Genomic DNA, 23,239 nt, shown 5'->3' on the forward strand with positions numbered 1-23,239 from the left:
CCGCGCTTAATAATCGGTCTTGATATGCTTGTTAAAGGGGATCTTGATCTGGAAGCCGAGATCTTCATCGGAACTATCTTCCAGAACATCGAGACCATATTTCAACTCACGGGGATCAACATAGGCGAAAGTTCCGAATAGCCTGTCCCACAATGAAAATATATTACTATAGTTGGTGTCAGTGAGAGGGCGCTGGTAATGATGGTGTGCCTTATGCATATTGGGAGAAACGAAGATCCAGCTGATGGGTTTATCGATCCACAGTGGTATGCGGATATTAGCATGGTTGAAGTGTGTGAAGAGGGCGGCACATGCGCGATAAAGAAAATACAAGCCTACTGGTGTTCCCAGAACGAGGATTCCTATAATGGTGGAAGCTTCACGGAATACCCATTCACCGGGGTGATGGCGGGTGCCGGTTGTAACATCCACTTTTGTATCGCTATGATGTACCATATGAAATTTCCACATGAACTTGACTTTGTGCATGAGCCAGTGCGGAAGGTATTGGCCGAAGAGGTCCATCATCATCAATCCGATCAATATTTCTGACCATAGAGGTAATTGCATCCAATGAAGGAGGCCAAATTGTTTCGCCACCACCAGGTCGCAGATTTTAATGGTGAAGATCCCGAAGATCAGGTTAAGTACAAGGGTTGTCCCGAGGAAGACGAGGTTAACGCCAGCATGTTTCCAGCGGTTGAAACGGAAACGCTTCAGCGGATAATATCCTTCCAGCAACCAGAAGAATATCATCCCGCCCATCAGTATGATCACACGGTCGGCAGTTGAGATCGTACTCCAGTAAGCCATGAATCTTTCCATATTGTCAGATAGCAAAGTAATTTAGCAAAGGAATCGGAAACCAGTTGTTAAAGCCCGGTAATCTTGACCGCAATCATGCCGGGATAGACGACCAGGAAGCTCCACAGGCCTTGCACTGGTAGCGTGTGGAAAGGGAAACAACGGAGCCATTGATCAGCTTATTTTTTAGCTGGGACCAAAACCCTGCCGGGTTCACCACATGGGTGATTTTTTCCAGCGCGGTTTGTCCGCAGGAGGGACAAGCCACATTCTGCAGGTAGTTTTCATCGGCAGCATCCAGCAACTGAAGGGCGCGATCGGCCTCCGGAGAAGCCACCATCAGTTTCATACCCCCTATAGCGGGACTAAGCAACGGATCAATGGTGATGGTCATCTCATCTTTCAGGTAGCAGGAGATGCCCTGCTCTTTCAGCAGGTTCAGTTGCAGGTTGGCTGCAATATAATTGTCGTAAGATCTGACTTGCTGGAATTCCATTTTAAATGGAGAATCAGGCGTTCAGCATCAGCGGCATAACGAGCATCAGGAGTTCTTCGTTCTCGTCTCCTTCCATTGGCTTAATGATACCCGCCTTGGTAGGGGTAGAAAGCTCCATACGAACCTCTTCACTATCAGCCGCATTCAGCATTTCAATCAGGAAGCGGGCATTGAAGGCGATCTGAAGATCTTCACCATCATACTGGCATTTCATGCGCTCATTACCCTCGAAGCTGAAGTCGATATCCTGTGCTGCCAGTTGCAGTTCGCTACCGGTAATATTGAGTACTACCTGGTTGGTGCTCTTGTTACTGAATACACTTACACGGCGAAGGGCACCCTGGAAATCGGCTTTGGTCACCACCATTTTGTAAGGATTGTCGGCCGGGATGACAACCTTATAATCAGGGAAGCGAGCGTCTATGAGGCGACAACTCATCTCTGTATTACCATGGGTAACGAAGAGATGGTTGCTATTATAACTGAGGGTGATGGTGTCATCATTATCAGGCAATGCACTTTTCAGGATGTTGAGCGGCTTCTTAGGAACGATAAAAGAATCGCTCTTGGGGCATTTCACATCGGTGCGCTTATAACGAACCAGGCGATGCGCATCGGTGGCAACAAACTGAAGGAAGTTTTTATCGAGTTCAAAATAAACGCCTGTCATAGCCGGGCGCAGGTCATCGCTGCTAACGGCAAACAGTGATTTATTGATGCCGGTAACCAGTGCACTGCTGATCATTTCGAAGGAAGTAGTATCATCAGCTGCAGGCTCCTTGGGGAAGTTATCAGGGTTTTCGCCCATCACCTTATACTTTCCATTATCACTGGTGATCTCGATACCAAAATTCTTGTCGATAGTAAAGGTCAGTGGCTGATCAGCAATATTCTTCAGTGAATCGATCAGGATCTTTGCGGGAATACAAACACGTCCGCTCTCCTTCGCTTCTATGTCCATCTGAACCCGCATAACGGTTTCGAGGTCGGTGGCAACCACCGTCATTTTGTTCTTATCGATCTCAAAAAGAAAATCTTCCAGGATAGGCAAAACTGTATTGGCGTTGATAACACCACTGATCTGTTGCAGCTGCTTCAATAAGGCCGATGAGGAAACGATGAACTTCATAAAACGGGTTCTGATTTAATAGGGACGAAACTAAGGAAAATGAGGGAAATTGCTGAATGCAGATTCCACCCACAAAATAGGGTGTTTTCCACATGATAATAAGCCTCAATTTTGTGTGATGGCATTTAAGAAAACGCTGACAGCTGAAGAGGCGCTACAGAAGGCGCGGCATTACTGCGCTTACCAGGAGAGGAGTCACCAGGAAGTAAAGGAGAAACTTTATGGCTTCGGACTTCGGAAAGATGATGTGGAAGCGCTATTGGGAAAACTTATAGAAGAAGATTATCTCAATGAGGAGCGCTTTGCTATTCAGTTTGCGGGGGGTAAGTTCAGGATGAAATCATGGGGAAGGAACCGCATCAAGAGTGAGCTCAAGCTTAGGAAGGTAAGTGATTATTGTATAAAGAAGGCGTTGAAGGAGATCAGTGAGGATGATTATGCCGCCGCGATTGAAAAGCTTTCCCTGTCAAAATGGGAGAATCTTGCAGGAGAAGAGCATATTGCGAGGATTAAGAAAACACAGGACTATTTGTTGTACAAAGGATATGAATGGGAGACGGTTAGTCGGGTGATGAAAAGTCTGCAGGGGAAATAAGGGCAATAAATTAATTTCGGGTATGTCCACGCTAACAATTACGACTATCCAGGCCAATCTTGCCTGGGAAGATAAGGCAGCCAACCTTTCGCGGTTTGAGGAGAAGATTGCCGGGGTGAAGGAGAAAATGGAAATAGTGGTATTGCCCGAGATGTTTTCAACCGGGTTTTCGATGAAGCCCGGGGAGCTGGCTGAAACGATGGATGGCGAAACCGTTAGTTGGATGAGGCGGGTAGCGGAGCGGAGAAAGATCATCCTGACCGGCAGCCTTATCATAGAGGAGGAAGGTCATTATTATAACCGGCTGGTCTGGATGTTACCGAATGGCCGGTATGGGCATTATGATAAACGACATCGGTTTGCTTTTGCGGGGGAGGACCAGCATTTCAGCCAGGGGCACCGTAGACTGATTGCTTCCGTAAAGGGATGGAAGATCAACCTGCAGGTCTGTTATGATCTGCGCTTTCCGGTATGGGCCCGCCAGCAGATGAACAGAACCCATATGCCAACACTAAAAGGCGATAAGATAGCGGAAGAGGGCAATGATCAGCGGGTGCCGGAGTATGATATACTGATAAATGTGGCCAACTGGCCCGAGCGCCGTAACCATGCCTGGAAAACGCTGCTGACAGCCCGAGCCATTGAGAACCAGTGTTATGTTGTGGGATTGAACAGGGTGGGCGAAGATGGGAATGGCATCTACCACAGCGGCGACAGTATGGTGGTAGACCCAATGGGTGAAGTACTCTATCAGAAATCACACGAGGAGCATATCCACACAATTACGCTTTCGCGCCAGCAGCTTGATGAAACCCGGACTAAACTTCCTTTTCTGCAGGATGCTGATGCGTTCATCATTCAAAACGAAGAACAGCCATGAGCCTGCACAGCATCAGATATTTTAATGGAAATATTTTCACCGGCGATAGCTGGCATAATGAACTGGTGATCACTACAAACTATGACAGAATTGTTTCTGTTGCTGAGCAGGGTGAGGCTGCTGCAGAAAAAGATTTGCAGGGCAATAGTCTGGTCCCCGCATTTATAGACCTGCAGCTTTATGGGGGTAACGGCATGTTGTTCGGCGAACACCCCTCCGTGGAATCGTTGGAGGCAACTGTAGATTATTCAAGAGCGGGCGGTGCCAAACTAATATTACCAACTGTTGCTACCAACAGCAATGAGATTGTATTTGCAGCCATTGATGCTGTTCGTGAATATTGGGGCCGTGGGGGAAGCGGGGTGGCTGGATTGCATTTGGAGGGTCCATTCCTGAATCCGGCAAAATGTGGCGCGCATGATATAAATAAAATGCAGGAACCCACGGTAAGCAATATCCGAACCATTACAGAATATGGAAGAGGTATCGTTCGGTTTATGACCATTGCACCAGAATTGTTTACTGAAGAGGGACTGGAAATTTTAAAGGAAGCGGAGATCATTATTTCTGCGGGTCACAGTAATGCCAGCTATGAAGAAGCGATGGCTGCATTTGAGAAGGGGGTGAGTACCTGTACCCATTTGTTCAATGCCATGTCGCCCCTTCAACACCGGGCTCCCGGACTGGTGGGTGCTATCATGGATCATTCGCGGGTGATGAGCAGTATTGTTACCGACGGATATCATGTGGATCCTGTTGCCATCAGGCTTGCAAAGAAAATTATGGGCGACAGGTTATTCATCATAACGGATGCTGTAACCGAAAATCCGGAAGGGCATTACCGTCATCGTCTTGATGGCAACAGGTATGTAATGCCTGATGGAACATTATCGGGCTCAGCACTCACCATGACCAGTGCTGTAAATTATTGTATTGAGAAGGTTGGCATTGATGTCTCAGAAGCATTGAGGATGGCATCGCTTTATCCGGCAAAAGTGTTGGGAATGGATAAGGAATGGGGAAGGATTGCGCCGGGTTACCGCGCCGATGCATTATTTATATTGTAGTGCTTTGCTGAGAGAGGATTGAAGAATCATTTGCCTTACACGCTCCACTTTAGGATCGCGGTTCTGCAGAATAGTTTCGCGTGTTGGCTTAACAAGAATATCAGGCATTACTCCCCCGCCACTATTAACCGCATCTTTATTGATCACCAGCCGGAACCTGGGTAAACGGAATCGGATGCCGGTTTCCGGAAGAGTAACATCAGGAATAAACCATGCTGTATTTCCGTAGGCTCCACCACCAGTTTCTTCACCAATCAGCTTTACATTGGATTGGCCTTTCAATTGTCCGGCAAACAATGCAGCAGCTGAAAAAGAATTTGGACCCGTTAACACATACACGTTGCCGTTATAATGATCCTTTTTTCTTGGCTTAAAAACATGGCGTTCAAAATATCCGAAATGATATTTGCCATCGGCTCTTTTCCGTGTGATGACACTCATGAAAATTCCGGTGATGGCGTTATAACGGATATGGTTACCGTATTTACTTCTTTTGTTAATGGCATAGAGTGAATCTCCTACCCGGAAAGGTTTATTGATAAGCATTCGTGTAAGGAAGTTGGAGTGGTTCACATTTCCCCCGCCATTGCTACGAATATCAACTACAAGGTGCCGGATATTCCGACGGTTGAGTTCCCTGAAGCTCTCTTTGAAGAAAGGCTTGAATTTATTCCGGCCATTAAAAGTATTAACGGTCATATAGCCGGTGGACAGACCGGTATCGATCTGCATCGATCGGGCATAGTAGAGTCTTTCCTCACGGCGTTCGCGTTTCTTAAGTTTTTCTTTGATGGCAGGCAGCACATGCTTTTTGGTAGTATCCTTTTTAGGTGGGTCCACTAGTCGGATGCTGGTATACTGTTGCTGCCCAAGGCTATCAATATAGCCCATGCTGTATTCTTTTTTCCAGCCCTGGACCAGTCTGAGCCATCCCCCAAAAGCACCGCGGTTACTGATCGTCTGGTCGAGGTAACTTTTATTATAACCATCAATGGAGAGGTGTTGCTGCAAGCTGTCTACAACTTGCAGAAAAGGCTGTCCGTCAAATTCGGTGAGGATGGTGCCACGAGGTAATTTTATATTACTGCGCTGCAGGGTATTATTAAGCAAAACCGTATCGTCGAGAATTTTGATAGAAATAGGAAAAAGGGGAAGGCGGGCGGTATCGAGCCATTTAAGGTATTGACGGGAGTAACGGGTGCTGGTATGACCGCAGCGAATTTTTGCGATCACATAAGTGAGTACTGCTCTGAACTGCGGTTCAGTCATCGAATCCTTCAGCTGGCTTTTCCCCCAGTTGAAATAATATTCCATACTGTCGGCGGGTGTATGCCAACTTACGCTGGGATGAGATTCATTGAGGATATTTCGGAAGAGGGTATAATCGCGTTCAAGCGCTTCCACCGGATACTTCTGTTCTGGTGAAAACGCAGGCCGCAAGGTTCCGCATCCGGCGCAACATAAAGTCAATAAAATCAAGCAGGAAAAAACTCCTCCCAGGCCGATCCTTCTCATCAACATGTTATAAAGATAATAGCTACTGTTCTTTAAATGCATTCCATCCCTGCGCTGTTATCTTAAACTTGTTACCGCCTTTTGTTAAAATATGAGAGCCGGCTTCCGCTTCGGTCATGTAGCCGATAACGCTGATCTGTTCATTCAGCACCAACTTATCATATTCAGATTGCGGGAGGGTGAATAGCAGTTCATAGTCTTCGCCACCACTGAGTGCGCAGGCAGTTGGATCGAGTCCAAATTTAAAAGCCGCCTGCCGCGCGTCTTCATGGATGGGTATCTTTTCTTCATAGAGCATACAGCCCAGCCCGCTCTGTGTACAGATATGCAATATGTCGGAGCTCAGTCCATCGCTAATATCCATCATGGCTGTGGGTTTGATCTCTTTGTCGGTGAAGAAGGCAATGATATCACGACGAGCCTCAGGTTTCAGGAGACGGCCCACGATATAATCTTCATTCTCAAGGTCGGGTTGGATCTGTGGGTTTTCAAGCCATATCTTTTTTTCACGTTCCAGCAGGGTGAGTCCGAGGAAGGAGCCTCCCAGAAAGCCTGAAACGCAGATCAGGTCACCCTTCTGTGCGGTGGATCTCTTCACAAACTGTTCTGGAACAACTTCACCAAGGGCGGTAACGCTGATAACAAATCCGCCTCTTGATGTGCTGGTATCACCACCAACAAGGTCTACCCCATATTTGTCGCAGGCGGCATATACGCCTTCATAGAATTCATCGAGGGCCTCCACGCTGAACTTGTTGCTAACGGCGATGCTCAGGGTTACCTGGGTTGGATGCGCGTTCATGGCGTAGATATCACTCAGGTTCACCACGATACTTTTATAGCCGAGGTGCTTGAGGGGTGTGTACATGAGATCGAAATGAACTCCTTCAACCAGCATATCTGTGGTAATAACGGTTTGCTTGCCATAGTGGTCGATCACGGCGGCGTCATCACCCACACCGAGGATGGAGCTGGCATTCTGGAATTCAATATTTTTTGTGAGGTGATCAATGAGTCCGAATTCACCGAGAGAGGATATTTCTGTGCGTTGTTCCATGGTAGGGGGTTTTAGAGGCGATCGTTTATCCAGTTAAGCATTTCATCGTGGATCTTTCCATTAGTAGCAAGGAGATGGGGCTGGTAAGGAGAATAATGTTTGCCCGTGAAATCGGTCACTTTCCCCCCCGCTTCTTCCACCATCAGGAATCCCGCGGCGCTATCCCAGGCCTGAAGTTTATGCTCATAGAATCCGTCAAACCTGCCGGCTGCCACCCAGCAGAGGTCGATGGCTGCAGAGCCCAGTCGACGTACCGGCACACCCTTGCGGATGAATCGCTCAAAACACTGAAGCGGACCATTTGGTAAATCGAGATAGGTATAGGGAAAGCCGGTGACGAGGCAGCTCTTTATCACTTCATCCATACTACTAACATGAATAGGTTTCCCATTGAGAGTAGCGCCCTTGCCGCGTTCGGCGAGGTAAAACTCATTGAACAGCGGGTTGTATACTGCCCCCATGATCATCTTCCCATCTTTTTCAAGCCCTATGCTTACGCAGCAGATTGGAATGCCATGGGCAAAATTCACCGTTCCGTCAATAGGATCGATGATCCATTTATAATTGGAACCGCTGGGGAGTTCACCACTTTCTTCTGTGAGAAGATAATGATCGGGAAAGGCTTCGCGGATGGTTTCGATGATTGTTTTTTCGGCAGCATGGTCGGCTTCCGTTACGAGGTTATTGATGCCCTCTTTATTGGAAATAATAAGATCTTTATTGCTGAAAAATTTTTCCAGAACAGCCGCGCCGGCCCTGGTGGCTTTAATAAGAGTTTCCTGTAACATCGGGCAAAGCTAAGTAGCTCAGGCGAAATAAAATTTCCAATAATTTCGTATATGCAGCTTTCCGTTATCATCGTTAATTATAATGTCTGTTTTTTCCTGGAGCAGTGCCTCGCTACGGTAGAAGCTGCAGGTGAGGCGTTGGAGATGGAAGTGATTGTGGTTGACAATGCATCTACTGATGGTAGTATGGAGTACCTGCCTGCAAAGTTTCCCCGTGTTCAGTTCATTCGAAATGCCGGTAACCAGGGCTTTGCGAAAGCCAATAACCAGGCCTTGCAGATAGCGTGTGGCCAATACCTGCTGCTCCTGAATCCGGACACGCTGGTTACAGAGAAGGCCTTCAGAACGAGTATTGCTTTTTTTGAGAGTCACCCCGATGCAGGAGCTATCGGTATGCGGATGTTTGATGGGAGGGGTCATTTTCTTCCTGAGTCAAAGCGGGGTTTTCCCACCAGCATGAATGCTTTTTTCAGGCTGAGTGGACTATCAACGATCTTCCCGCGGAGTAGTTTTTTTTCAGGCTATTACCAGGGTCATCTATCTGCAGAAACGGTGCAGGAGGTGGAAGTATTGGCGGGAGCATATATGATGTTGCGACGCGAGGTGTTCGAAAAGATCGGGCCACTTGATGAGCGCTTCTTCATGTATGGCGAAGACATTGACTGGAGCTATCGCATCCTAAGTGGCGGCTATATAAATTATTACCTTCCCAACCCGGGCATTATCCATTTCAAGGGAGAGAGCAGTAGCAAGGACCCTTCTTATATCCGGCATTTTTACCGTGCGATGCAATTATTTGTGGAGAAGCATTATGGAAAGCATTCTCGCTTATGGCAATTGATGTTACAGCAGGCGATAAATATGCGGATGCTGATGGCCCGGGCCGGAATTCATAAGGGGCTTTTGAAAAAAGGGGTGGCAAGAAAGATCAGAGAGGAGGTGATGCAGTGGACGCTAGTGGGAGATGCGGACAGTATTAAAGAAGTGTTAGATGGCTTACCTGAGGGTACTGTGAAAGCAGCATTGCCTGTTCCCGGTGATCAGCGGCCTTCTGTGGATGGGCTTCAGCAACAAGCTGCCTATGGATTGGTGATATGCGCGGGTATGCGCTTTCCTATGTCGGCAGCGTTAGATTATCTCCGTCGCTTATCAGGAGGGATGCCTGTTCGGTTTCATTGTATGGGAACAGGCAGTATGGTGGGAAGTGATGACAGGAACAGCAGCGGCCACGCCATTGGATTAAAAAGGGAACCGGTCGTATAACCAATTTGAGAATATTGGCATCCGTTTAACTACTTTTGTCATTCACCCAAAAAGAGCGAAAAACGAGTAATGACGCTGATTGAGATTACCCTGCCTAAAACGATTGCCAAGGCACTTCATCTTCCGGCCAGTTCACCAAGGCGCCAGCAGTTGAAAGTGCTGAAGAAATTGTTGAAGAAGGCCAAATTAACCGAATTCGGTCAGCACTACCGGTTTGATGAGATCCTTATGAGTAAGCATATCGGGAAAAGATTCCAGCAGCTCGTTCCTACCCATGATTATAACGCCATTTACAAGCAGTGGTGGAACAAGACCCTGGAAGGCAAGCGTGATGTTTGCTGGCCGGGCAAGATCAAATACTATGCGCTTTCTTCGGGAACCTCAGAGAGTGCCAGTAAATATATTCCCGTTACAGAAGACCTCCTGAGTGGTAACCGAATGGTTATGATCAAGCAATTATTTTCTCTTCGTCATTATGATGATATCCCCTTTGCTAATTTAAGGAAGGGCTGGCTGATGCTGGGAGGTAGCACCGAGCTTCAGCAGGGCAAAGGATATTATGCGGGCGACCTCAGTGGCATCACCGCCAAGAAAGTGCCCTTCTGGTTCACGCCGTTTTATAAGCCGGGAAAGAAGATCGCCAAGATGAGCGACTGGAATGATAAGATCGAAGAGATCGTGGAGCAGGCACCCAACTGGGACATAAGTTTTGTTGTGGGTGTACCGGCATGGATACAGATGTGCATGGAGAAGATCGTTGAGCGGTATAAGCTGGCCACAATCCATGATATCTGGCCTAACCTTTCTTTTTTTGTACATGGTGGCGTTTCTTTTGAACCTTATAAGAAGGGATTTGAAAAATTGCTTGCAAAGCCACTCACTTATATTGAAACCTATCTTGCTTCAGAAGGATTTATTGCCTACCAGGAAAGGCAGAATGCAAAGGGCATGAAGCTTTCCATCAATGATCATATCTTTTTTGAATTCGTTCCTTTTGATGATAAGAATTTTGATTCTGATGGAAACCTGGTAGAGAACCCTACTACCTACATGATACATGAAGTGGAAGAGGGTCGTGATTATGCGATATTACTCAGCACTTCAGCAGGAGCCTGGCGTTACCTTATTGGTGATACCGTGCGTTTTGTTGATGCAGAAAGATGCGAGATCGTGATAACGGGAAGAACAAAACATTTCCTGAGCCTTGTAGGAGAACATCTTAGTGTTGATAATATGAGCAAGGCTTTGCAACTGGCAACAGAGGAACTGAATGTTTCTATTCCTGAGTTCACTGTGGCTGGCGTTCCTCATGGCAGTTTTTTCGCCCATCACTGGTACGTTGCTTCAGATGACCATGTTGATGCAGCATTATTGCGTAATAAGATCGACCAGCACCTTAAAGAACTCAATGATGACTATGCAGTGGAGCGCGCCAGTGCTTTGAAAGAAGTATACCTCGATGTTCTGCCCGAGCAAACATTCATGGATTTTTTAGAGTCAAAGGGAAAGATAGGCGGTCAGCATAAATTTCCACGGGTGCTGAAAGGAAATATGCTGCAGGACTGGAAAGCTTTTCTCTCCAAAACAACCATATCATGATCACTATACGCCAGGCAACAATTGATGATATCCCAACAGTTGCGTACCTGTTTGATAAATACCGTCAGTGGTATAAACAGGCAGCAGACCTGGAGGGGGCAATTGATTTTTTACAATCACGCACTGAAAATGGAGAGTCCGTAATTCTGGTTGCGATGGAAGAGGGCGAGCAGATAGGGTTCACCCAGTTATATCCTATATTTTCTTCCGTTTCTCTTAGTAAGGCATGGTTGCTGAACGATCTGTTTGTGATTGAATCACAAAGGGGAAAGGGTGTTGCCACAAAGCTGCTGGAGGCGGCCAAAAATGTTGGCATCAATACAGAATCAAAATGGCTGATGCTTCAAACCAGTGACTGGAACAGTGAAGCGCAGGCCTTGTATGAAAAGAATGGATGGGTTAGGGAGTCTGATTATTTCTATCGGTTTGACCTGCCTCAAAAGCCGCAATAATCTATTTTAGAACCATCCCCTTTTGCGGAACAGCCATAGCATGTAAACTGGAATTAGAAGCATGAGCAGTACTGCGATATAGAATCCATTGTCGTTGTGGAGGTATGGTATCTTGTCGAAGTTCATTCCGAAAATTCCCCCGATAACAGTGGCTGGCGCCAGCACGCAGGTAACAATAGCCATTACTTTCATCACTTCATTCATACGCAGGTTTACATTGTTGATGTGGAGGTCCTGCATGGTGACCATGATATCACGATAGTTATCAACAAGGTCTTGTGCCTGCATAATATGATCGTAAACATCCTTGAAATATTTAGTAGTACGATCATCAAGCAGATCGCTTTCACTGCGGATGATACCACTTACAAGGTCGCGTACCGGGATGATATTACGTCTTAGTACGATAAGTTCTTTCCGGAGAGAGCTGATCCTCGCCAATGACCTGCTATTGCTGTTATGGATAACCTGTTCTTCCAGGTCTTCAATGCGGTCGCCCAGTTTTTCCATCACGGAGAAATAATTATCAACGATCAGGTCGAGCATACTGTAGCAGAGGTAATCGGCAGAACGCTGCCGGATTTTTGAGCTGGCAAGTTTTAATTTTTCACGAAGCGGATTGAATACATCGCGTGAGGCATCTTCCTGGAAGGAGATAACAAAATCCTTTCCCAGTACAATGCTGATCTGTTCCTGTTCTACCGTGCCTGCATTATCATTAAAATAAAGCATATTCAAAAGGCAGAACAGAACGCCTTCCACCTCATCCATTTTGGGACGCTGGTTGATGCTTAGAATATCTTCAATGAGAAGCGGGTGAATTTCATAATGGAGACAAACCGATTCAACGTCTGCTTTTCGAAGACCATCAACATTGATCCAACTGATTCTGTTACTATGGCGAAAACGATAGCAGGGTTCAACAGCATTGAACTCGTGTTCTTCAAAATGCGAGGCGTCAAAATCATAAACATAGGCCCTTACCTCCCGGGCTTCTTCACGGTGGGGGATGATGGTGGGATTAACATGAAGAATTTCCTTAGTTCTGGTGGTACCAAATAAGGTATTGAGGCCTAGCCTTCGCAGATAGCGTTTTGTTGGTTTGGTAATTACTTCTTCAATTGTTTCCCTGATCATGGGATGAATTTACAAATTATGCTGTTGCTGTATCAGCATAAAGTTCGGTGGTTTGTTGGTATGGTTTATTTTTACGGCTACGAAAGGATATGACTGAAGCATTTATCAAAGGACTTGCATTGGGCTGCATACTTGCCCTGTCTGTAGGCCCTGTCATTTTTACCATTATAAAACAAAGCCTTAATAATGGGAAAGAGGGGGGTATCAGTTTTGTTGCGGGCGTATGGGTGAGTGATATATTACTGGTATTTATCAGCAATGCATTTTCAGAATGGGTAAAGGCGTTGCTGGAGTATAAGCAGATGATAGGGTATATAGGCAGCTTCTTCCTGATAGGAATGGGATTATTTTATGTTTTTCTCAAGCGTGTGAAGTTGGCCACAGAGGCAGCGGGCATTGAGCAAAGATTCCGCAAGCGCGACATTGCCAGGATATTTACCTCGGGTTTCCTGATCAATACCCTCAATCCCAGTGTGATATTGTTCTGGCTGATCAATGCCACTGCTTTTGCGGTGACGCATACCTGGGCACAAAGGCTGGTGATATTTTTTACCTGCATGGGTGTTAATATAGTGGCAGATATATTTAAAGTGCTGATGGCGGGAAAGCTTCGCAAAAAGCTTACCCTGCACAATCTTTCGCTGGTGAATAAAATATCGGGACTGATACTGGTTGGCTTTGGTGTAGCACTTCTCTGGGGAGTAGCCTTTCTTTCTGACAAAGTAGGATGAGCATATGGGTTAAAACAATACAATGAGCAAAAAATTATTGATAGTATGGCTGATGATGGGCAGCACCATCGTGTTGTTTGCACAGGAGCCTGCTAAGGAAGGAAGCCTTGGAAAGATGGAAGATTTCATATCACTGAAAAGACCTAATGGCCGGCATGTGGGATCTTACTTCAAGGGAAGTAAGATAGATTTTCAACATGTGAACGGACAGCGTATCAGCGGCTTCATTGAGAGTATGAGAAATGATTCTGTATTTGTAAGGCAGTGGCAGGTGCAAACCTATATGACCTCATTGGGAACAACCCGTGTTGATACTGCGGGATACTATATTCATAAGTTGCATTACCAGGAGATCTTCAGCATATTTCCCATGAAGAAAGAAAGCTTCCGCTATGTTCGTAATGGGAGCATCTTCATGATCGGGGCAGGAGGTTATGCTTTGTTGAATATAATTAACGGAGCCTATCTGGATGAACCCATTGATGCCCCTGCTAACCTGCGTTCACTGGGAACCGCAGTAGGGGTTTTTGCCGGAGGGTTCATACTTAACCGGCTTTATAAAAGCAAACAGAGAAAGGGTAAACAGTATAAGATCGTGTATGTAAAAATGACCGACAAATAGGCGCTTTCATTTACTACTGGTTTTTTTATCTTGCGCACTTCTAAACATCAGGATCCTACGTGAAAACAAAAGGCATAATACCACGCAGCTGGCGATTCATAAAAAGATTATTGCTCTTCCTCTTCATCTGGCAATTCTTCTATATCATCGTGCTTAAATGGATTGACCCGCCACTGACGATCACACAGATCGGCAACTGGTTTGGCGGGTATGGAATGAAGCGCGATTATGTTGATTACACTGAAATATCAAGGCATGCAAAGCTGGCGGTGATCGCTTCTGAAGACCAGAAGTTTCCGGTGCACTCGGGGTTCGACTGGAAGCAGATCGAGAAGGCTCTCGACCATAATGAACGTCGTCCCAACAAGATCCGCGGGGGCAGCACCATCAGCCAGCAGACAGCAAAGAATGTTTTTCTATGGCAGGGAAGAAGCTGGATAAGGAAGGCGATGGAAACCTATTTTACTTTCATGATAGAAAAAATATGGGGCAAGCGAAGAATCCTGGAAGTGTATCTCAATGTGATAGAGATGGGCCCCGGTGTGTTTGGCATTGAAGCAGCAGCTCAATCCTATTATAAGAAATCAGCGGAATCATTAAATCGCTCAGAGGCTTCGAGAATAGCAGCCTGTCTTCCCAATCCAAAAAAGTTCTGTGTGAAGCCCGCTACTCCTTATGTAACTGCCCGAGGATTAGCCATCATGCGTAATATGAGCAATTTATCAACAGATGCGGGCATCAAATCAGTGATTGACTGATCATCTAACCCTAAGCTTAACCGAAGCACTGTTCTGGCTATACAAAAGCGGCAGTACAGTGCCAACACCGATCTTGGCGCGATAAAAACCCGGGGCAAGAGAAAGAGAATCATTACTGCTGCCATACCAGTTTCCTTCTTTATTGGTGAAGCGGAGGGGAAGCCGGGCAATCATACTATCCTTTCCAAATACGTCAAGCACAACTTCCAGAGGCCTTGTTCCGGTAAGCAGTGAATCGGCACTACTGGTGGGGAATACAGTAAAATTGAATGGTGAAAGTTTGCCATCTGTTATACTGAGATCATCTGAAATAGCCTGGAAGCGTAACCAGGAATTGCTTTGAAAGGTGGGGATGGCTTTTCCGTAAGTGAGACCCTTTCTTGTTTCAATAGGAGTTGCATCAGGAAGTCTCTCCAGCAGCCGGTCCACAGTATAGGCAGTTTTTCCCTGCCATTCTTTTTCGATAGGCCAGAAATTATAATTGTTACGCCGGTAGCGGGTAGTATTTAATCCGAAGCTGGTATCCCCGGTATAGAACCAGTATTTACTGGGGCGTTGATAGCTGTTCAGAAAAACCACGGGCAGGCCGCCTGCTTTTTCTTTTATGGTGGTGGCCCAGGATGGATTACCATGCATCTCATCTTTGAAAACACTGGTCAGCGGTTCTATATCCGTTATCATATAGAGCCTTACCAATATGACAAGGGCAAGAGCCGGAGGCATCAGTTTATAGACCCAACGTGCATGTTTAGCCGAATCAGTAAGCCATGCATGGGAAATGATGAGGAGTGGAACAAGTGCCGGAACTGTCCAGTTAGCTTCCACGCGGCCTTTTAAAGTGCTGACCAGGAAAAATCCATAGATGCCCCATAAGCTGAATTGCAATGCTCTTGCGAACAGGTCTTTAGAACGAAATTGCCCTGCTGCATAGAGCAGGAGCCATCCGATAAGTGGGCCCGCAAGCAATATTTGTCCGGTAAGATAATCGAGGCTGAAGGCGAAACTGTATTCAGGTGCATTTCTTTCTTTGAGGTGGTACATCACCGAGGGGAAATCATGCGTGTATTGCCACCAGAGGTGGGGAGAGAAAAGCAGTGCCCCTACCACGGCAGCAACCCAGGCCTTCCATTGCAGAAAGAGTTTCGGGTTGCTCAGGAAGGTAAAGAATATGATAAGGACGCCATGGTATTTGCTATAGAGCATAAGCGCCATGATCAATCCAAGAAGTAGGGCATTGACAAGGGATGCCACTGCAAGAAAACGCCGGTACTGCCAGAAGAAAAGGGCTGTGAAAAAAGTGAGCGGAATATCAGGAACGGCGAGGATGCCTCCTATCTGCAGCACGCCCATTGAGAAGGCGATGGTATAGAAAAGTTTCTGCTGGTTCTTCAGCAGCATTTGGTGAATAAGAAAGAGTGTGGCGGTATTCATCAGGGCCATGAATAAACGAACACCCAGTTCGTTGGGGAAAAGCGCATAACCGGCCCTGATAAGTATGGCGATCATGGGCGGATGATCAAAATATCCCCAATCAGGATAACGGGAGAAAACCCAGTAATAGGCCTCATCATCCAGCAGTTCGGTGCCATAGCTTTGAAGCAGGTTCAGCAGGAGCCATGATGTATAGAACCATGTTTTTGGATGCTGCCGGATGGAATCCCTTATATCTTGTAGCATGTTGAAGATGATGTGCAGCAAAAGTAGTGTGGAAACTCAAATAAGAAGGCGATTCACTGCTGCAATACCATTGGCGATACGATCGTGGTTGATTCCGCCAACAATATCCCAGGGAGTGTTTTGGTTCACCATCATATCGAGGTACATGTAAAATAGCTTCTGACGTGTTTCCTCACTTGGATATTCACGAAGTGCATCGCGGGTCCAGGGCAGTTCTGTATTCGCGAGCAGATAACCATCATACTTACGTTCTGCGATCTGGTCGAGGATAAAGGAGTGGCATTTTCCAAAAACATATTCGGACCAAACCTTCATCACCATCATGTCCGTATCTACAAAAAGAATTGCTTCTTTGGTGGTATCTCCTGATTTATTCAATGCGGTCTGTAATGCATGGGCATGTTCATCCTCCAATGCCAGCTGACCTTTGGCAATAGTGAGCAAGTCCTCATAGGTATAGTCCATTCCATTCTCAATCAAATACTCACGGGCATATTCAGGGCACCAGTCTGTAAGATAGTTATCTGCAAAATGGTCGGCAAGGGCTTTGCAGAGTGAGCTTTTACCAGTTGACTCAGGTCCTATGATCACGATTTTTTTAATCATTTCGGAAAAATGAATATGAGAAGGACGTGTTGGGTAAAATTGAGAAAATCTCTAATAACTATTGTCATAGAAATTCAATTTTAAACGGCTGACGAACAATCATATAAATATCATGCCACTTGTTGTGCCTTCTTACGCCATGAGATCAGTCCAGCTACTGCAAGAATCAGCAATACCAAAAACTGGAAGCTGGTGAAAACATATCCTTTGACAAAGTACAGTGGTATTGAGGCAATATTGGTAACGATCCACCAATGCCAGCTCTCCACTTTTTTGCGGGCCATAAGCCACATGCCTGTATAGGCGCTGGCGCTGGCGAGTGCATCGGCCCATGGAATTGCTTCAGGTGCAAAGGCTTTTTTGAGCCAGCTCAGTGCCAGGAATATGCCGGCATAGAAAACAGCGAAGAAGAGTGCTTGATGCAACAGTTCTTTTTTTGAAGAGAAGGTTATATGTAAAACATGTTCTTTCTGTTCATTTCTTTTGGCCCAGAGGGCCCAGCCATAAAAGCTCATGATGGTGTAATAGAGATTCACACTTGCTTCCCCATAAAGGTGGCCTTTGATGCTGAGGTATATATAGATGATGGTATTAATGAGACCAACCGGGTAAACCAGGATATTCTCCTTCCTGCTGAACCATACACTTGCGATACCTGCGATTACTGCGATGAATTCGAGCCAGCCTGTTTGCTGGAGTCCCTCAATAAATTGTTGCCAAATGGAAAGGATCATTCTTAAAAATGCAACAGAAAATTTAGATTGCCGGAAATTGTTTCCATGAAAATCGCTGTACTTGGGGCCGGGATGGTAGGTAGGACCATGGCCCTCGACCTTTCTGCCCGTCACGATGTGACCTCTTTTGACCTCTCTCCTGTAAATCTGCACCGGTTGCAGGAAAGGAACAGGGAGATCAAAACGGCTATTGCGGATCTTTCTGCATTTAGCAGTTATAGCGATTGGCTTTCACCTTTTGAACTGGTAGTGCTGGCAGTGCCGGGGTTCATGGGCTACCGGGCGCTGGAGGCGGTGATAGACTGTGGTAAGAACGTTGTGGATATTTCCTTTTTCCCCGAGGATGCCTTGCAGCTCGACCTCCTTGCAAAGAAAAGGGGTGTAACAGCCATCACCGATTGTGGTGTGGCGCCGGGCATGAGTAATTTAATTGTCGGCAGGTATAATGAAACGATGGAGGTAGATCGGTTTGAGTGTTATGTTGGCGGACTGCCAAAGATCAGGCGTAAGCCATTTGAGTACAAGGCACCCTTTTCGCCCATTGATGTTATTGAGGAGTATACCAGGCCTGCAAGGTTAAAGGAGAACGGGCATATAGTGGTGAGGCCGGCGTTGTCGGAAAGGAGCTATATGGATTTCGGGGAGATAGGAACCCTGGAAGCCTTCAATACAGATGGTTTGAGAAGCCTGCTCTTCACGATGCCACATATCCCCAACCTGAAAGAGCAGACCCTGCGCTATCCCGGCCATGTGGATCTTATTATTGCACTGCAGCAGGGAGGATTCTTTGATGAAACGCCTGTTGATATCAATGGTGTGAGTATGCGCCCGATCGATTTTTCGTCGAAGATCCTTTTCAGGGAGTGGAAACTTGGCGAGGAAGAAGAAGAGTTCACCATTATGCGGGTGATTGTTGAGGGCATGAAAGGCGGTAAGCCAGAAAGGGTAGAATATAATATGCTGGACCGTTATGATGCTGCTACCAAAACCTCTTCTATGAGCAGAACCACTGGCTATACCTGTACGGCGGCGGCGGAGCTGGTAGCCGGAGGATTATTTGTTGAGAAGGGCGTATTTCCGCCTGAACTGGTGGGTAAGCAGGAGGCCTGTTTTGATTTTGTGCTTAACTACCTGAAGCAGCGGGGTGTGATGTGGACTAAGTGGTGAGGATGGATTATCTTTAATGCCCCGCCCGAAAAAATTTTATCAATTAAATTAATACTATGATTCGTAATGCAACTGCCGTTTGGAACGGCACCGGAAAAGAAGGTGATGGTCATCTCACAACGCAGAGTGGTGTTTTGAGTGAAACACAATATTCATTCAGTTCACGTTTTGAAAGTGGAATAGGCACTAACCCGGAAGAGTTGGTAGCAGCAGCACACTCGGGCTGTTTTACCATGAAGCTCAGTTTTGTAATTGGCGAAGCGGGATTTACACCGCAGAAGCTTGAAACAAAATGTGAGATCACTTTTGAGAATGGCGCAGTAACAAAATCACATCTGACTGTTCAGGGAAAAGTACCTGGAATGAGCAAGGAACAGTTTGATGCGGCGGTGAAGAATGCCGAAGAAAACTGTCCTATTTCCAAGCTGTTGAATACAGCGATCAGTTCGGAAGCAACACTGTTGTAATAATTTTTGTGCCGGTCTTCATTCGAAGATAACCCTGAGGGCCATGGCCGATAATGCCAACGCAATCAGCACCCCGATGATGGTAAGCCATTTCGGGTGTTGGTAGCCGTTGGCATTTTTATATTTATGTGCTGCTGCCAGCAATATGAGTAATGAAACGGGGAGTATGAATCCGTTGATGGTACCTGCCATCACCAACAACTTCACGGGCTTTCCTGCCAGCAGGAAGATGAGGGTGCTGGTGGCGATAAAAATGGCTACCAGTGACCGATGATTTTTTTGCAGCCATGGGCTCCATGTTTTAAGGAAGGAGATGGAAGTATAGGCAGAGCCGATCACGGAAGTGATTGCAGCACTCCACATAACGATACCGAATAGGCGATATCCCGCAGTACCTGCAGCCTGCCTGAAAACATCTGCGGCGGGGTTGGAGGGGTCAAGTATTATTCCTTTTGACACTATGCCGAAAGCAGCCAGGAAGAGGATGATACGCATGGCAGATGCCGCCAGTATTCCTCTTGTTGCCGCGCTGCTTACCGCTGCTACTTTATTCTCTTCGGGGATCTTTTCTTCCAGCAGGCGGTGAGCGCCGGCAAAGCAGATATATCCACCCACGGTGCCACCAACAATAGTGATGATAGCGGTGAAGCTGGTAGTTTCTGGTTGAAAACTATGGTGAAGCGCTTCGGCATAGGGAGGTGCAGCAACAAGGGCAACATAAAGCGTGAGGGCTATCATCCCGAATCCGATCACCTGCACAAAGCGGTCCATGATGCGGGATGCATTGGTACTGGTAAGGAGAAGAATAGAAATGACTGCACTCAGTACAGCTCCAATGCGGGTATCCATTCCTGTTATTACCTCAAGCCCCAGTCCTGTACCGGCAATATTGCCAACATTGAATGCGAGTCCACCGAAAATAATCAACGCTGTCAAAAGCTTTCCCATACCGGGAATAACGGACTCGGCAATTTCCTGTGCGGGCTTATTGGCCATGGTGATGATTCGCCAAACATTGAGTTGTACGCCAATATCAAGGAGTATTGACACCAGTATCACGAATCCAAAACTGCCGAGAAGCTGTTGGGTGAAAACTGTTGTTTGTGTAAGGAAACCCGGACCAATAGCCGAAGTAGCCATCAGCATTGCCGCGCCCCAGAAGACGCCTGATCTTTTCCGGCTATTCATCATGCGGGCGGTTTGATGCTTATTGATGCTGATTCCATTGCCTGGTGGAGAGCACGGGCGAATTCGGGCGCATGGGCGCCGTCACCGTGAATACAGATGGTACCGGCTTTGAGGTGGATGAGGGTATGGTCGATTGTTGTCACTTCTTGTTGTGTCACCAGCTGGAGCGCCTGGGCAGTGGCTTTGGCGGTTTCTGTGATCACGGCATTGTGCATGGTACGCGGCGTAAGCAATCCTTCCCTAGTATAAGTGCGGTCGGCAAATACTTCTGCAGCAACACGTAGCCCGGCCTTTTCGGCGATAGCATTCAGTACGCTTCCCGAGAGGCCATAAAGAATGAGGGAGGGATTGAAGTCACGGATAGCGGTAGTGATGACTTTTGCCAGTTCCGCATCAGTTGCGGCCTGGTTATACAGCGCACCATGCGGTTTTACATGATGAAGTGGAATAGATTCTGAATGGCAGATAGCGGCGAGGGCACCAAGCTGGTAAAGGAGGATGGCATAGAGCTCTCTTGCCGGGAGCTGCATATTGCGGCGACCAAAATGTTCACGATCATCCCAGGAGGGATGTGCGCCGATGGCCACGCCGTGTTTTTTTGCCAGCCTCACAACTTCCAGCATCGTAATGGCATTGCCGGCATGAAACCCACAAGCAATATTGACTGAACTGATAAAGGGAAGGATGGCTGCTTCATTACCTGTTCCCTCGCCGAGGTCGCAATTGATATCAATAGAATTGTTACTCATGCAAAATGCATTTCATAGTCATTCTGGAGGGTTCGGAAATTTGCTTCCCTTTCAAGAAGAATTCGTTCCGCTTCATTGAGGGAGATGCATTTGAACTGCAGGCGGCTACCGGCACCATGCTGAGCAAGGAGGGGTATATCGGCACCGATAACCTGACCGATGCAGGGATAGCCACCGGTGGTTTGAGCGTCGGCCATGAGGATCAGTAATTGACCGTCGGGACTCACCTGCATGGTTCCCGGAACCACTGCGGCAGAGATCAGTTCATTATGGAACATATTCTGAAGAGCGGCACCGTTGAACCGGTATCCCATGCGGTTACTCATCCCCGTTAATTCGAAGGTATCAGACTCCAAAAGTATTCGGGCAGCAGGGGTGAAGGAGGAATAATGATGCCCGGTAAAGAAACGGATGGTATTAATTGAATAATCCGGTATAACGTTACCCGATAAGCGAAGATGTGAATGTTGTGCAGGTTCGGACAGTTGGCGGATGATCTTTTCGCCTACTTCTGTTTTCATCACAGCAACCGGCAACATATCACCCGCGCGGAGTGGCCGGCCTTCTATACCACCAAAACCGGCAACGAGGTTGGTATTTCTGCTTCCAAGAACGGGCGTTGTCCTGATACCACCATGGATGGCAATATAAGCTATGCCACCGCCGGCCGGAATAAGCCGGAGCGTTTCACCCGCAGGCAGCATAAGTGGCTGCCAGAAAGGGAGAGTCTGTTCACCTGCGAAGGCATTGAAACCTCTTCCGCCAAGGGCGATGAGCTGGCTTTTAGTGCTGCTCATGCTGAAGGCGCCGGCCAGAACCTCCACCAGAGTTGCGTCAACAGGGTTGGCAACAAGCATGTTGGTAAGCCTTGCAGCGCTACTGTCCATGACTCCGCCATGGCTGACGCCGAAATTCCTGTAGCCGAAACGGCCCAGGTCCTGCAAGGTGGCAATGCCAGACTTAACTATCCTCATATTGATTCAGGTAGTTGAAGGTGTTCCTGTCGATCCTGCTGAAACGCACGCGGTCGCCTGCTTTCAGCAGACAGGGATCATTATCATTGATGTCAAAAAGTTTGATAGGTGTTCTGCCGATGATATTCCAGCCACCGGGGGAGGTGAAGGGATAAATACCGGTTTGCTGCCCTGCGATACCAACAGATCCGGCCGGCACCATTAGCGAGGGGGTTGCTTTCCGGGGAGTATCGAGCGCAGGTGGCAGGATACCCATATAAGGAAATCCAGGGGTGAAGCCTACCATGAAAACATAAAAGCTCTGGTTGGTATGCATACTGATGACCGTTTCGGGATCGATGCCATGGTAGGCAGCGAGCGTATCGAGATCAAAGGCAAAGGGCTCTTCATAGCACACCGGAATAAGCTGCTCTCTGCTGGCGATGGTGATGGTGGCCGATGCTTTGGCGTCAGGTATATCATTCCCCAGCCAGGAGGCTTTTTTATTAAGCCAGTCACTGATATAATTTATAGGTGATTGCTTTACATTTTCAAAAACAGTAAAGGGATCAAAGAAAATGGTAAGCGTGTGAAAGGCTATAGAAACCTCCCTGAATCCGGGGAATGGATCGTCCTGGATCTGTTGCATAAGATGCAGCAGCTCACGGTGCCGGTTAATGGCAATTTCTTCACCATACTGCAGGGTGATGGCAGATTCGGAAAGGGGGTATAGTGAGAAATGGTTCAATGGGGACGTTGCTAGGCAATAGGCAATAGTGAATAGATTGGGTTACGGGGAATTAAG

25 protein-coding genes are annotated in these 23,239 nt (G+C 47.0%); 11 read left to right on the top strand and 14 right to left on the bottom strand.

All coding sequences use genetic code 11. The annotated features are described in order from the left end of the window. Nucleotides 1-6: 6 nt before the first annotated feature. From HY58_RS07875 to dnaN, 3 genes are all read right to left on the bottom strand, one after another. Nucleotides 7-825, bottom strand: coding sequence for a sterol desaturase family protein (locus HY58_RS07875; protein ID WP_039130276.1), 819 nt, complete (start codon nt 823-825; stop codon nt 7-9). Between the two features lie 73 nt (nt 826-898). Continuing rightward, nucleotides 899-1,300 (bottom strand): putative signal transducing protein, encoded by a 402-nt coding sequence (locus tag HY58_RS07880; protein ID WP_052323942.1) that lies wholly within the window; start codon nt 1,298-1,300, stop codon nt 899-901. Nucleotides 1,301-1,313: 13 nt separating this feature from the next. Next, on the bottom strand, nt 1,314-2,429 hold the full coding sequence (dnaN, locus tag HY58_RS07885; protein WP_039130277.1) for a DNA polymerase III subunit beta: 1,116 nt from the start codon (nt 2,427-2,429) through the stop codon (nt 1,314-1,316). A 118-nt stretch (nt 2,430-2,547) separates the two neighbouring features. Here dnaN and HY58_RS07890 point away from each other — a divergent pair, with 118 nt between their 5' ends. The 3 genes from HY58_RS07890 to nagA are packed head-to-tail and all read left to right on the top strand — an operon-like array spanning nt 2,548 to nt 4,971. After that, complete coding sequence (locus HY58_RS07890) at nt 2,548-3,024, top strand: regulatory protein RecX (protein ID WP_039130279.1); 477 nt, start codon at nt 2,548-2,550, stop codon at nt 3,022-3,024. A 22-nt stretch (nt 3,025-3,046) separates the two neighbouring features. Further along, on the top strand, nt 3,047-3,904 hold the full coding sequence (locus HY58_RS07895) for a nitrilase family protein (RefSeq protein ID WP_039130282.1): 858 nt from the start codon (nt 3,047-3,049) through the stop codon (nt 3,902-3,904). After that, the gene (nagA, locus tag HY58_RS07900; protein WP_052323943.1) at nt 3,901-4,971 is read left to right on the top strand and encodes an N-acetylglucosamine-6-phosphate deacetylase; all 1,071 of its coding nucleotides are present in this window, start codon (nt 3,901-3,903) and stop codon (nt 4,969-4,971) included. Before HY58_RS07895 ends, nagA begins: the two co-directional genes overlap by 4 nt. Here the strand turns inward: nagA and HY58_RS07905 are convergent. From HY58_RS07905 to HY58_RS07915, 3 genes are read right to left on the bottom strand one after another with little or no spacing between them, the layout of a single operon-like run. After that, nucleotides 4,957-6,486 (bottom strand): S41 family peptidase, encoded by a 1,530-nt coding sequence (locus tag HY58_RS07905; RefSeq protein ID WP_039130285.1) that lies wholly within the window; start codon nt 6,484-6,486, stop codon nt 4,957-4,959. The two genes, nagA and HY58_RS07905, sit on opposite strands and share 15 nt — an antisense overlap. Nucleotides 6,487-6,508: 22 nt before the next feature. Then, nucleotides 6,509-7,543 carry a thiamine-phosphate kinase gene (gene thiL, locus HY58_RS07910; RefSeq protein WP_039130287.1) on the bottom strand — a complete coding sequence of 345 codons (1,035 nt, stop codon included), beginning with the start codon at nt 7,541-7,543 and terminating at the stop codon, nt 6,509-6,511. 11 nt (nt 7,544-7,554) lie between these two features. Then, nucleotides 7,555-8,331: an inositol monophosphatase family protein gene (locus tag HY58_RS07915; protein WP_039130288.1), complete on the bottom strand. Its 777-nt coding sequence runs from the start codon at nt 8,329-8,331 to the stop codon at nt 7,555-7,557. A 51-nt stretch (nt 8,332-8,382) separates the two neighbouring features. Here HY58_RS07915 and HY58_RS18810 point away from each other — a divergent pair, with 51 nt between their 5' ends. The 3 genes from HY58_RS18810 to HY58_RS07930 all read left to right on the top strand — a co-directional run bounded on the left by HY58_RS18810 (nt 8,383) and on the right by HY58_RS07930 (nt 11,645). Beyond that, the gene (locus HY58_RS18810; RefSeq protein ID WP_052323944.1) at nt 8,383-9,594 is read left to right on the top strand and encodes a glycosyltransferase family 2 protein; all 1,212 of its coding nucleotides are present in this window, start codon (nt 8,383-8,385) and stop codon (nt 9,592-9,594) included. A 69-nt stretch (nt 9,595-9,663) separates the two neighbouring features. After that, the gene (locus HY58_RS07925) at nt 9,664-11,193 is read left to right on the top strand and encodes a GH3 auxin-responsive promoter family protein (RefSeq protein WP_039130291.1); all 1,530 of its coding nucleotides are present in this window, start codon (nt 9,664-9,666) and stop codon (nt 11,191-11,193) included. Beyond that, nucleotides 11,190-11,645 (top strand): GNAT family N-acetyltransferase, encoded by a 456-nt coding sequence (locus HY58_RS07930; RefSeq protein ID WP_052323945.1) that lies wholly within the window; start codon nt 11,190-11,192, stop codon nt 11,643-11,645. Before HY58_RS07925 ends, HY58_RS07930 begins: the two co-directional genes overlap by 4 nt. Before the next feature lie 6 nt (nt 11,646-11,651). On the opposite strand, the gene corA is transcribed toward HY58_RS07930, so the two are convergent. After that, entirely contained in the window at nt 11,652-12,782 is a 1,131-nt protein-coding gene (gene corA / locus HY58_RS07935) for a magnesium/cobalt transporter CorA (RefSeq protein WP_039130293.1), read from the bottom strand. Nucleotides 12,783-12,871: 89 nt separating this feature from the next. On the opposite strand from corA, the gene HY58_RS07940 reads away from it, so the two are divergent. The 3 genes from HY58_RS07940 to mtgA are packed head-to-tail and all read left to right on the top strand — an operon-like array spanning nt 12,872 to nt 14,893. Further along, entirely contained in the window at nt 12,872-13,513 is a 642-nt protein-coding gene (locus HY58_RS07940; protein WP_039130295.1) for a LysE family translocator, read from the top strand. Nucleotides 13,514-13,535: 22 nt separating this feature from the next. Continuing rightward, the gene (locus HY58_RS07945) at nt 13,536-14,135 is read left to right on the top strand and encodes a hypothetical protein (protein ID WP_156123617.1); all 600 of its coding nucleotides are present in this window, start codon (nt 13,536-13,538) and stop codon (nt 14,133-14,135) included. Between the two features lie 59 nt (nt 14,136-14,194). Further along, nucleotides 14,195-14,893, top strand: coding sequence for a monofunctional biosynthetic peptidoglycan transglycosylase (gene mtgA, locus HY58_RS07950; protein ID WP_082022092.1), 699 nt, complete (start codon nt 14,195-14,197; stop codon nt 14,891-14,893). Here the strand turns inward: mtgA and HY58_RS07955 are convergent, their stop codons facing one another. The 3 genes from HY58_RS07955 to pnuC all read right to left on the bottom strand — a co-directional run bounded on the left by HY58_RS07955 (nt 14,894) and on the right by pnuC (nt 17,910). Continuing rightward, entirely contained in the window at nt 14,894-16,570 is a 1,677-nt protein-coding gene (locus HY58_RS07955; RefSeq protein WP_052323946.1) for a glycosyltransferase family 39 protein, read from the bottom strand. 36 nt (nt 16,571-16,606) lie between these two features. Further along, nucleotides 16,607-17,176: an AAA family ATPase gene (locus HY58_RS07960; RefSeq protein WP_039130299.1), complete on the bottom strand. Its 570-nt coding sequence runs from the start codon at nt 17,174-17,176 to the stop codon at nt 16,607-16,609. Between the two features lie 110 nt (nt 17,177-17,286). Beyond that, complete coding sequence (pnuC, locus tag HY58_RS07965; protein ID WP_039130302.1) at nt 17,287-17,910, bottom strand: nicotinamide riboside transporter PnuC; 624 nt, start codon at nt 17,908-17,910, stop codon at nt 17,287-17,289. 45 nt (nt 17,911-17,955) lie between these two features. Between pnuC and HY58_RS07970 the strand changes: the two genes are divergently transcribed. Continuing rightward, nucleotides 17,956-19,077: a saccharopine dehydrogenase family protein gene (locus HY58_RS07970; protein ID WP_039130304.1), complete on the top strand. Its 1,122-nt coding sequence runs from the start codon at nt 17,956-17,958 to the stop codon at nt 19,075-19,077. 56 nt (nt 19,078-19,133) lie between these two features. After that, nucleotides 19,134-19,544 (top strand): OsmC family protein, encoded by a 411-nt coding sequence (locus HY58_RS07975; RefSeq protein ID WP_039130308.1) that lies wholly within the window; start codon nt 19,134-19,136, stop codon nt 19,542-19,544. A gap of 18 nt (nt 19,545-19,562) precedes the next feature. Here HY58_RS07975 and HY58_RS07980 read toward each other — a convergent pair whose 3' ends face one another. Genes HY58_RS07980 through pxpB form a run of 4 tightly spaced genes read right to left on the bottom strand, consistent with a single transcriptional unit; the run spans nt 19,563 to nt 23,182 of the window. Continuing rightward, complete coding sequence (locus tag HY58_RS07980) at nt 19,563-20,735, bottom strand: NRAMP family divalent metal transporter (RefSeq protein ID WP_253271526.1); 1,173 nt, start codon at nt 20,733-20,735, stop codon at nt 19,563-19,565. Then, the gene (locus HY58_RS07985; RefSeq protein WP_039130310.1) at nt 20,732-21,481 is read right to left on the bottom strand and encodes a 5-oxoprolinase subunit PxpA; all 750 of its coding nucleotides are present in this window, start codon (nt 21,479-21,481) and stop codon (nt 20,732-20,734) included. Before HY58_RS07985 ends, HY58_RS07980 begins: the two co-directional genes overlap by 4 nt. Continuing rightward, nucleotides 21,478-22,455: a biotin-dependent carboxyltransferase family protein gene (locus HY58_RS07990; protein ID WP_039130312.1), complete on the bottom strand. Its 978-nt coding sequence runs from the start codon at nt 22,453-22,455 to the stop codon at nt 21,478-21,480. The genes HY58_RS07985 and HY58_RS07990 overlap by 4 nt, the downstream gene beginning before the upstream one ends. Then, entirely contained in the window at nt 22,442-23,182 is a 741-nt protein-coding gene (gene pxpB, locus HY58_RS07995) for a 5-oxoprolinase subunit PxpB (RefSeq protein WP_039130314.1), read from the bottom strand. The genes HY58_RS07990 and pxpB overlap by 14 nt, the downstream gene beginning before the upstream one ends. Between the last annotated feature and the right edge of the window lie 57 nt (nt 23,183-23,239).

Source organism: Flavihumibacter sp. ZG627 (genome assembly GCF_000814325.1).
Lineage (GTDB): Bacteria > Bacteroidota > Bacteroidia > Chitinophagales > Chitinophagaceae > Flavihumibacter.

What these genes read in the sequence shown, in the direction of transcription:
- HY58_RS07875 (WP_039130276.1), bottom strand. Translation starts at nt 825, where the DNA reads ATGGAAAGATTCATGGCTTACTGGAGTACGATCTCAACTGCCGACCGT.
- HY58_RS07880 (WP_052323942.1), bottom strand. Translation starts at nt 1,300, where the DNA reads ATGGAATTCCAGCAAGTCAGATCTTACGACAATTATATTGCAGCCAAC.
- dnaN (WP_039130277.1), bottom strand. Translation starts at nt 2,429, where the DNA reads ATGAAGTTCATCGTTTCCTCATCGGCCTTATTGAAGCAGCTGCAACAG.
- HY58_RS07890 (WP_039130279.1), top strand. Translation starts at nt 2,548, where the DNA reads ATGGCATTTAAGAAAACGCTGACAGCTGAAGAGGCGCTACAGAAGGCG.
- HY58_RS07895 (WP_039130282.1), top strand. Translation starts at nt 3,047, where the DNA reads ATGTCCACGCTAACAATTACGACTATCCAGGCCAATCTTGCCTGGGAA.
- nagA (WP_052323943.1), top strand. Translation starts at nt 3,901, where the DNA reads ATGAGCCTGCACAGCATCAGATATTTTAATGGAAATATTTTCACCGGC.
- HY58_RS07905 (WP_039130285.1), bottom strand. Translation starts at nt 6,486, where the DNA reads ATGAGAAGGATCGGCCTGGGAGGAGTTTTTTCCTGCTTGATTTTATTG.
- thiL (WP_039130287.1), bottom strand. Translation starts at nt 7,543, where the DNA reads ATGGAACAACGCACAGAAATATCCTCTCTCGGTGAATTCGGACTCATT.
- HY58_RS07915 (WP_039130288.1), bottom strand. Translation starts at nt 8,331, where the DNA reads ATGTTACAGGAAACTCTTATTAAAGCCACCAGGGCCGGCGCGGCTGTT.
- HY58_RS18810 (WP_052323944.1), top strand. Translation starts at nt 8,383, where the DNA reads ATGCAGCTTTCCGTTATCATCGTTAATTATAATGTCTGTTTTTTCCTG.
- HY58_RS07925 (WP_039130291.1), top strand. Translation starts at nt 9,664, where the DNA reads ATGACGCTGATTGAGATTACCCTGCCTAAAACGATTGCCAAGGCACTT.
- HY58_RS07930 (WP_052323945.1), top strand. Translation starts at nt 11,190, where the DNA reads ATGATCACTATACGCCAGGCAACAATTGATGATATCCCAACAGTTGCG.
- corA (WP_039130293.1), bottom strand. Translation starts at nt 12,782, where the DNA reads ATGATCAGGGAAACAATTGAAGAAGTAATTACCAAACCAACAAAACGC.
- HY58_RS07940 (WP_039130295.1), top strand. Translation starts at nt 12,872, where the DNA reads ATGACTGAAGCATTTATCAAAGGACTTGCATTGGGCTGCATACTTGCC.
- HY58_RS07945 (WP_156123617.1), top strand. Translation starts at nt 13,536, where the DNA reads ATGAGCAAAAAATTATTGATAGTATGGCTGATGATGGGCAGCACCATC.
- HY58_RS07955 (WP_052323946.1), bottom strand. Translation starts at nt 16,570, where the DNA reads ATGCTACAAGATATAAGGGATTCCATCCGGCAGCATCCAAAAACATGG.
- HY58_RS07960 (WP_039130299.1), bottom strand. Translation starts at nt 17,176, where the DNA reads ATGATTAAAAAAATCGTGATCATAGGACCTGAGTCAACTGGTAAAAGC.
- pnuC (WP_039130302.1), bottom strand. Translation starts at nt 17,910, where the DNA reads ATGATCCTTTCCATTTGGCAACAATTTATTGAGGGACTCCAGCAAACA.
- HY58_RS07970 (WP_039130304.1), top strand. Translation starts at nt 17,956, where the DNA reads ATGAAAATCGCTGTACTTGGGGCCGGGATGGTAGGTAGGACCATGGCC.
- HY58_RS07975 (WP_039130308.1), top strand. Translation starts at nt 19,134, where the DNA reads ATGATTCGTAATGCAACTGCCGTTTGGAACGGCACCGGAAAAGAAGGT.
- HY58_RS07980 (WP_253271526.1), bottom strand. Translation starts at nt 20,735, where the DNA reads ATGATGAATAGCCGGAAAAGATCAGGCGTCTTCTGGGGCGCGGCAATG.
- HY58_RS07985 (WP_039130310.1), bottom strand. Translation starts at nt 21,481, where the DNA reads ATGAGTAACAATTCTATTGATATCAATTGCGACCTCGGCGAGGGAACA.
- HY58_RS07990 (WP_039130312.1), bottom strand. Translation starts at nt 22,455, where the DNA reads ATGAGGATAGTTAAGTCTGGCATTGCCACCTTGCAGGACCTGGGCCGT.